Source organism: Megasphaera geminata F0357 (genome assembly GCF_000239275.1).
GTDB lineage: Bacteria > Bacillota > Negativicutes > Veillonellales > Megasphaeraceae > Megasphaera > Megasphaera geminata.
On the sequence record NZ_JH417615.1, the window covers coordinates 14,450 to 21,078 of the forward strand.

Annotated in this window: 9 protein-coding genes; 2 read left to right on the plus strand and 7 right to left on the minus strand. The window is 48.7% G+C overall.

The genetic code is table 11. The features are described from left to right. Nucleotides 1–342: L-serine ammonia-lyase, iron-sulfur-dependent, subunit alpha (locus HMPREF0080_RS07980; RefSeq protein ID WP_006790937.1), on the plus strand; the 342-nt coding region annotated here is incomplete at its 5' end. A gap of 107 nt (nucleotides 343–449) precedes the next feature. Here the strand turns inward: HMPREF0080_RS07980 and HMPREF0080_RS07985 are convergent. From HMPREF0080_RS07985 to thiS, 7 genes are all read right to left on the minus strand, one after another. Continuing rightward, nucleotides 450–665: a hypothetical protein gene (locus tag HMPREF0080_RS07985; protein ID WP_006790938.1), complete on the minus strand. Its 216-nt coding sequence runs from the start codon at nucleotides 663–665 to the stop codon at nucleotides 450–452. 255 nt (nucleotides 666–920) lie between these two features. Next, nucleotides 921–1,382 carry a cysteine hydrolase family protein gene (locus tag HMPREF0080_RS07990; protein WP_006790940.1) on the minus strand — a complete coding sequence of 154 codons (462 nt, stop codon included), beginning with the start codon at nucleotides 1,380–1,382 and terminating at the stop codon, nucleotides 921–923. Between the two features lie 15 nt (nucleotides 1,383–1,397). After that, nucleotides 1,398–1,991: a thiamine phosphate synthase gene (locus tag HMPREF0080_RS07995; protein WP_006790941.1), complete on the minus strand. Its 594-nt coding sequence runs from the start codon at nucleotides 1,989–1,991 to the stop codon at nucleotides 1,398–1,400. A gap of 189 nt (nucleotides 1,992–2,180) precedes the next feature. Beyond that, complete coding sequence (thiF, locus tag HMPREF0080_RS08000; RefSeq protein WP_006790942.1) at nucleotides 2,181–2,978, minus strand: sulfur carrier protein ThiS adenylyltransferase ThiF; 798 nt, start codon at nucleotides 2,976–2,978, stop codon at nucleotides 2,181–2,183. Between the two features lie 9 nt (nucleotides 2,979–2,987). Continuing rightward, complete coding sequence (gene thiH / locus HMPREF0080_RS08005) at nucleotides 2,988–4,148, minus strand: 2-iminoacetate synthase ThiH (RefSeq protein ID WP_006790943.1); 1,161 nt, start codon at nucleotides 4,146–4,148, stop codon at nucleotides 2,988–2,990. Further along, nucleotides 4,145–4,927, minus strand: a complete 783-nt coding sequence (locus HMPREF0080_RS08010) for a thiazole synthase (protein WP_006790944.1) — start codon at nucleotides 4,925–4,927, stop codon at nucleotides 4,145–4,147. The genes thiH and HMPREF0080_RS08010 overlap by 4 nt, the downstream gene beginning before the upstream one ends. 36 nt (nucleotides 4,928–4,963) lie before the next feature. After that, complete coding sequence (gene thiS, locus HMPREF0080_RS08015) at nucleotides 4,964–5,158, minus strand: sulfur carrier protein ThiS (protein WP_006790945.1); 195 nt, start codon at nucleotides 5,156–5,158, stop codon at nucleotides 4,964–4,966. 207 nt (nucleotides 5,159–5,365) lie between these two features. On the opposite strand from thiS, the gene HMPREF0080_RS08020 reads away from it, so the two are divergent. Continuing rightward, the coding region (locus tag HMPREF0080_RS08020; protein ID WP_006790946.1) for a hexokinase family protein at nucleotides 5,366–6,629 on the plus strand (1,264 nt) is incomplete at its 3' end.

The following is a 6,629-nucleotide window of genomic DNA, read 5'->3' on the forward strand; positions in this document are numbered from 1 at the left end:
GCTGCCGTGACGGAATTGGCAGGCGGCACGAACGATGAAGTGTTACAGGCATTCGCCCTGGCTATGAAGAATATTCTTGGGCTTGCCTGCGATCCTGTAGCGGGCTTGGTGGAGGTTCCTTGTGTGAAACGCAACGGTATCTTTTCAGTCATTGCCATAACGGCTGCAGAAATGGCTTTGGCCGGAGTGAAAAGTGTTATTCCGCCGGATGAAGTCATTGAGGCGTTGGATGAAATCGGCCGTATTATGCCGGTCTCTTTGAAAGAGACTGCAGAAGGCGGCTTGGCAAAAACTAGGACGGGTATGGAAATTACGCGTCGTCTTACGGCAGAAGCGCACTGATGTATTTTTGAAATAAAAGGCTCCTTTCCGTATTTCATATAAAGCCCCCTTCACTGAACTTTTGTTCAGTAAAGGGGGCATATCATTTTTCGGGAAAGGAGTTTTTATCAGTTAGCGGTTTTTGTTATTCTGACGTGTCGATTTGTGACTGCCGTTATCGACTTGGGAGGAATTTCGTCCGCTTCAAAAACGGGCAGGCCTTCCAGGCGGCGATAAATGGAACGGCATAGACCGGCCGGAAGAGGTTTCACTGCGGCGACAGGAATATATTCACGGAGTAATTCGCTTTCTAATCGACTTAATTCGACACATCTTGTTTTCATAAGGCAGTCCCTCGCAATTCCGTCAATAAACCACTATATATTGCTTTTTATATGTGTACATTCTACTATAAATCGCCTATTTTGACAAGAGATGCAGGTTACTATACTATATATCCAAATATTTGCTCCTGAAAATAAGAAAAGGAAACGAAAGCACGAATAGTGCGGGCTTCGTTTCCTTATAGGTGTTTCAGCGTATGATCCCGATTTGGCAAGCTTCCATAGCCGCCAGGGCACGTTCGTGGCTTTCCGGCGTTACGCCGGCACAACAGGTGCTGCGCCGACGACGATGTTCTTTTCCGGATACCATGATTTTAAAAGAAAGGCATTTGTAATAACGCAGATATCCGTACATAACCCCATCAACGTGATGACCTCATAGTCTTTCACTGCGGCGACTAAATCGGGACAGCCGAAAGAAGGTTTCTCGTATATATCGGCTGTCATCGTATAGGGCAAGAGGGTAGGGCAAATATTCCAACCGCGGCTGTCTTTAAGACAATGGGGGACAGGTAATTTCTTTCCTTCCTGAGTTTTTAAATAGTCCGGGTCATGTGTATCCTGGGTGAAGATCAAGTCCGTATCCCGCTTTTCCGCTCGGCGCAGCACCTGTATTTTAGCCTCTATACGCTTTGGGATTTCCCGTGCCTGTGCGGTGCCGAGAGGCCCTGTGATAAAGTCGTTTTGCATATCGATAATGACATAAACTTCGCGCATTTTAATCGCCTCTGGTTATTTTTGTAAACTCGCTATATAAGAAGAAATGTCACTGCTTTGCATGAGTCCTGACATTAAGGCGATGCCTTTAACGGGTATATTTTTCAGTGCCTCTACCGTGCCGGGATTGACCCCCCCTAAGGCAAAAACCGGGATAGAGACGGCCTTACAGATTTCCGTCACTGCGGATACTCCGATAGGTCGGAATTTCGACTTTGACGGTGTCGGGAAGACATGACCGGCGATAACATACGTAGCGCCCAATTTCTCCGCCTGATGGGCCTCTTCCGGTGTATGTACGGAAACGCCTAAGGTCGTCATATAATAACTTATGGAGGTATGCGTTTTTAAATAATCGAGAGAACATTGAAAACGGGGGATATGCAACCGAACGGCGACACGCCCGAAGTTATGTAAAACACATTCCTTACCATGATAATTGCACAACTGTAATGCCTTTCTTTTAAAATCAATATATTCATCTTCGCTCAAGTCTTTCTCGCGGAGGACCAGAGACTCTACCGGGGAAGCTACTATTTGCTCCAATTGATCCCAATAATCCCTGTGTACCAGGTGCCTGTTCGTGATGGCAATAACTTTTCGCATCATTTTCTCCTTACGACTCTGTAATTATAGTAAGCGGGCTAAATAATACCGATTAGGAATAATATGCATATATTATTACTATACCGTAATGTAAACATAGAGTCAATGAAACGATGCTTTATAGATATATAGAATAGTAAATACTCACTTTACCTGAAGAGATATACATGCAGACTGTTTTGTTAAAAACGGTTATAATCGTTCCGCCAACAATTCGACTGCCAGATTCGCCTCGTGGGCAGCGCAAAGCGCCACACGGGGAGCCATTAGCCCCTGGCCGGGTTTTGCGGCGCTCGTTGCGTCGCCGCAAAGATAGAAATGATCGTTAATTTTGCGCGTCGTAATAGCGTTACTGCGTCCGTACCCGGCCATACCGGATGCGGCAATAATTACAGTTTCAGGCAGCTCTTCCAATACGGTGTTGACGAGCATTGCCTTGGCACGGAGATCGTCAAAGGCTTCGATGACGATGTTACAATCTCGGAGCAGGGCCCCCGCGTTTTTCCCGGTAAGGCGGACGGTTTCGGCATATACGGTGACGTACGGATTGATCCGCCTTAACTGTTCGGCCAGCGCTTCCGTTTTTAAGCGTCCCAGATCCTCAATAAAGTAGGATTGACGATTGAGATTACTGATGTCGACAGTGTCAAAATCAAAAAGGCGTAATGTGCCGTTCCCGCACCGGCAAAGCTGGACGGCAATATTAGAACCCAATCCGCCGAGGCCGCTTATGGCGACGACCGCCTGATTCAGTTTTGCCTGAACTCCCGGAGTGTGTCGGGCATAGAGCATTTGTGCCCATTCATCACGGTGAGGACAGGTATTTTTGGGGATGATAAAAACTTCATCCCCTGCGTTGAGACGTGTAGCGGGAACGGCACTATAGCCGTTAATGATGATATAAGAATGAGCGAGATCGGATTTGGTGCAGAGTTCTCCTGCCGTTACCGCGGTTACAGAACGGTTTCTGCCGTTTAGTTTTATTTTCATAGACGGCCCCTAAACAAATATATAGTCGCTTGTAACAGGCTGCATCCCCGCTTCCTTCACGGCACGGTAAATTTCATCAAAGGAACGGGTATCGGAAATTTCAAACTGCTCATCTCCTTTTTCTTCGCCCGATTCGTCCAGGTGGGCGCCAATGCCTACACAGACGCCGGCAGAAATTTTTGTGGCGGCAATTTTAATAATATTATTGCGGAAACGGGCATTTTCGCGGCTTGACACGGTAATTGTCGCATAAGGGAGAAACAGTCGATACGCACAGATGATCTGGACGAGGCGGCGCTCGTCTACATCTTTCGGATTAATTTTATCGTTGTTGATAATCGGACGTAAGCGGGGACAAGATAAAGAAATTTCAGCGTGAGGGTATTTTTTTTGCAAAAGAGCTGCATGTATTGCCGTTGCGACGGCGTCTTTCTGATAATCGTCCAGGCCGAGAAGGGCTGCGAAACCGACGCCGCGCATGCCTCCGAGGATAGCGCGTTCCTGTGCGTAGAAACGATACGGGAACACGCGCTTATGCCCTTCCAGGTGTAGCGTTTCGTACTTGTCTGAATTGTATGTTTCCTGGAAAACCGTCACATAATCGGCGCCGCATTCATGCAGGAATTTGTATTCATCTACGTTGACCGGATAAATTTCTATACCGACGACGCGAAAGTACTGACGGGCAATCTTTACGGCGCCGCCTATATAGGCGACATCCGACATATGACGGCTTTCACCGGTCAGCATCAATACTTCCTCCATGCCGGTTGAAGCGATGGCGCGGCATTCTTTATGAAGTTCTTCTTCGCTCAGCTTTGCCCGTTTGATCTTGTTATGAGAGTTAAAGCCGCAATAGATACAATAATTTTCACAGTAATTGGCAAAGTAAAGGGGTGTGAATAAAGCAATGTTATTGCCGAAATGGCGGCGGGTCACGGTTTTCGCTTTTTGCGCCATTTCTTCTAAAAAGGGCAGAGCTGCCGTAGAAAGAAGCGACATGAAATCGTGCACGCCAAGATTTTGTTTGCGCATAGCGGTGCGGACATCTTCAGCCGTATACGCATTGTTATCGAAAGAGTCGCGGTAAGAGAGGACTTCTTCAAGCATGGTTGAATCAAGGATATCCATGTCGGGCCAGTAAGTCATGTGATCTGTACGCGCTGTCATGATGCACCTCCTTGAAAATCAAGAAAACCCGTCAGAGGATCGCTGGCAACGGCCTGCTCGTTAATTCTGCCGAGGCCGGAAAGGAAAGCGTTTCGTCCCGCTTCGATAGCCGCTTTGAAGGCGCGTGCCATGAGCGGGATGTCGCCTGCCGTGGCGATAGCCGTGTTGGCCATGACGGCGGCGACGCCGAGCTCCATCGCTTCACAGGCCTGGGACGGTCGGCCGATGCCGGCATCGACGATAACAGGGACGGCGATTTCCTCGACAAGAATCTTGATGAATTCTTTTGTACACAGCCCTTTATTCGTCCCTATAGGCGCGCCTAAGGGCATGACCGCGGCCGCGCCGGCGTCGACAAGACTGCGTGCGGCATAGAGATCGGGATACATATACGGCAATACGATAAAGTCTTCTTTCGCGAGAACTTCCGTAGCTTTTATGGTTTCATTGTTGTCGGGCAGAAGATACTTTGTGTCACTCATGATCTCTATTTTTACGAAATTACCGCAACCGACTTCGCGGGCAAGCCTGGCTATGCGCACCGCCTCGTCGGCATTGCGCGCGCCCGACGTGTTGGGCAGTAATGTCACGCTGTCGGGAATATGTTTCATAATATTATCCTTCGGCCCCGCTTCGGCGCGGCGCAGGGCAAGGGTAATGATTTGCGCGCCGGCTTCCTTTACGGCCGCTTCGATAAGAGAAACGGAATATTTTCCCGAACCTAAGATAAAACGTGAGGAAAACGATTGATTTCCTAAGATGAGGGTATCTTTTGTCATGTGAAAACCTCCTGAATAAAAGACGGCATGGCGGCTTCAGCCGCCGCCGACAAATTGTACTATTTCAACGATATCGCCGTCGCGGAGAAGCGTCGTGTTGTATTCGCTGCTCCTGATGACGACGCCGTTTCGCTCGACTGCAATGCAGGGGCGTTCATACCCGTTTGCGTCGAGATACATGCCTAAGGGCAGTTCATTTTTTTCTATCAGGACGCCGTTAACGGTGATCATGAAAAAACTCCTTTCATAAAAAAATCACACGAAGACATACACCCGCGGTGGTGTACCCCTTCGTGTGACCAACAGCATACGGACTCACTCTATATGGAATTATAATGTATAGTATGATTTTTGGCAATATGCATACCCGGCGCGGACCTGCGGAAAGTACGTACGTGCACGGCATTTTATGTTAAAATAACCATATAGGAGGTTGTTATGGCGGAACTGACTACACAAGAGTGGTTTAAAATAGGAAAAGATTTTTATTTATCCGACGGGGCAATATATCTTTATTCACAAGCTTTCCTAAAAGAAATACGGGCAGTAATGGAGGGGAAAGAGTCCTCCCTTTCGGCGGAACGCACCTTTATCGGGTTGCCTACCGGTGGAGAATGGGGCCGCTATATTGCTGTGGATTTCGGCGGTTCAATGTTGCGTGCCGCCCGCGTGTTTTTGACCGGAAAAGGGTACTATGTCGTTGAACGCAAGGCTGAAATGCCTTTAGCCGTGCCGGGAGAATCTGATCTCACGACTGCCGAGACGACGGCTGAAGAACTTTTTGATGCACTGGCCGATTTAGTAGGGCAGGTGGCTGCAAGGGATAAACATTATGTCCTGGGGCATACCTTTTCCTTTGCTGTTGAGCAGGAGTCGTTGGCTGACGGGAAATTGATTTCATGGGTAAAAGAAATTCATACATCCGGGGTGGAAGGGCATGCTGTAAATGAGTTATTAAAAGAAGCATTGGTGCGAAAGGGATTGTCGAATATCCGGCCCGTGGCCCTCATAAACGATACGACGGCGACTTTATTGACCTCAGCCTATGCGCGGGACGCGTGCCGGGTCGGGCTTATTTGCGGCACCGGTTTTAACATGTGTTTTTATGATGCCGGAAGAAAAGAAATCGTTAATCTGGAAGCCGGTGATTTTTCGCGGCTTACCCGTACGGTCTGGGATCATGCCGTTGATGAAAAAACACAGCATCCGGGCCGGCATGTTCTTGAAAAAATGGTGGCAGGTGCCTACTTGTCACGGATTTACGGTGAAGTCGTAAAGGCATATTTTAAGACGGATTCCCTGCCGTATATAACGACGGGACAGATGAGCCGGCTTTTTCTGATACCTTCCGTAAAGGACATGCGCATGCACATGGCTGTTTTATGGAGCCGCATTATGACGCTTGCAGACGCTAAAGCCCTGAGTAATCTGGGCGCCTCCGTTTTTGTTCGCGCGGCGCAGCTTATGGGCGGTGCTGTTGCAGCGGTCATAAGATACCTGCACGGTGAAAGGCCGACGGAAGAGCAGATTGTTGCTATTGACGGCAGCGTTTGCACCGGGGTGCAAGGTTGTATTCCGGTTATGACGGAAGCTATTGATGTATGTCTGCGTGATGTTGACGATTCTCGAGACGGCGTGTTACAAACGGTGGTCACACCGGATTGCACGACCGACGGGTCGCTTGTCGGAGCGGCGGTCGCCG